Here is a 365-nt window from a genome sequence, read left to right on the forward strand (position 1 = left end):
CGACCGCACAGACCGCGCCGACCGCAACCGACACCGTGGCGAGCACCGGACTGACCGACGGGACGTTCACCGCCACCGTCCGGCTGTCGGCCGGCGGACAGGTCCGGCTGCGTTACGGGCATGCGTTCGGCACCGTACCGGTCCTGATCGGGCCGGTGACGGCGGGCGGGCAGCCGGTGACCTTCGGCGGGCGGCCGCAGGCATGGATCGCTGCGGGTGCCTCACTGACGAGTGATCCGGTCGCCGGTCTGCGTGGCACCGAAGCGGGCCGGCTTACCGTGGAGACCCGGCTGCCCGGCCCCACCGGACCGCTCTCCTTCCACCGCAACACCCACGCCTCGCACCGTGTCGACGGCATCCGCACG

At 73.4% G+C, this 365-nt stretch carries 1 pseudogene; it reads left to right on the forward strand.

The features are described from left to right. Positions 1 to 35: 35 nt before the first annotated feature. Positions 36 to 365: pseudogene (locus AC1DUE_RS20855) on the forward strand (hypothetical protein); the annotation flags it as partial.

The organism is Cellulomonas sp. P4_A2 (genome assembly GCF_056402515.1).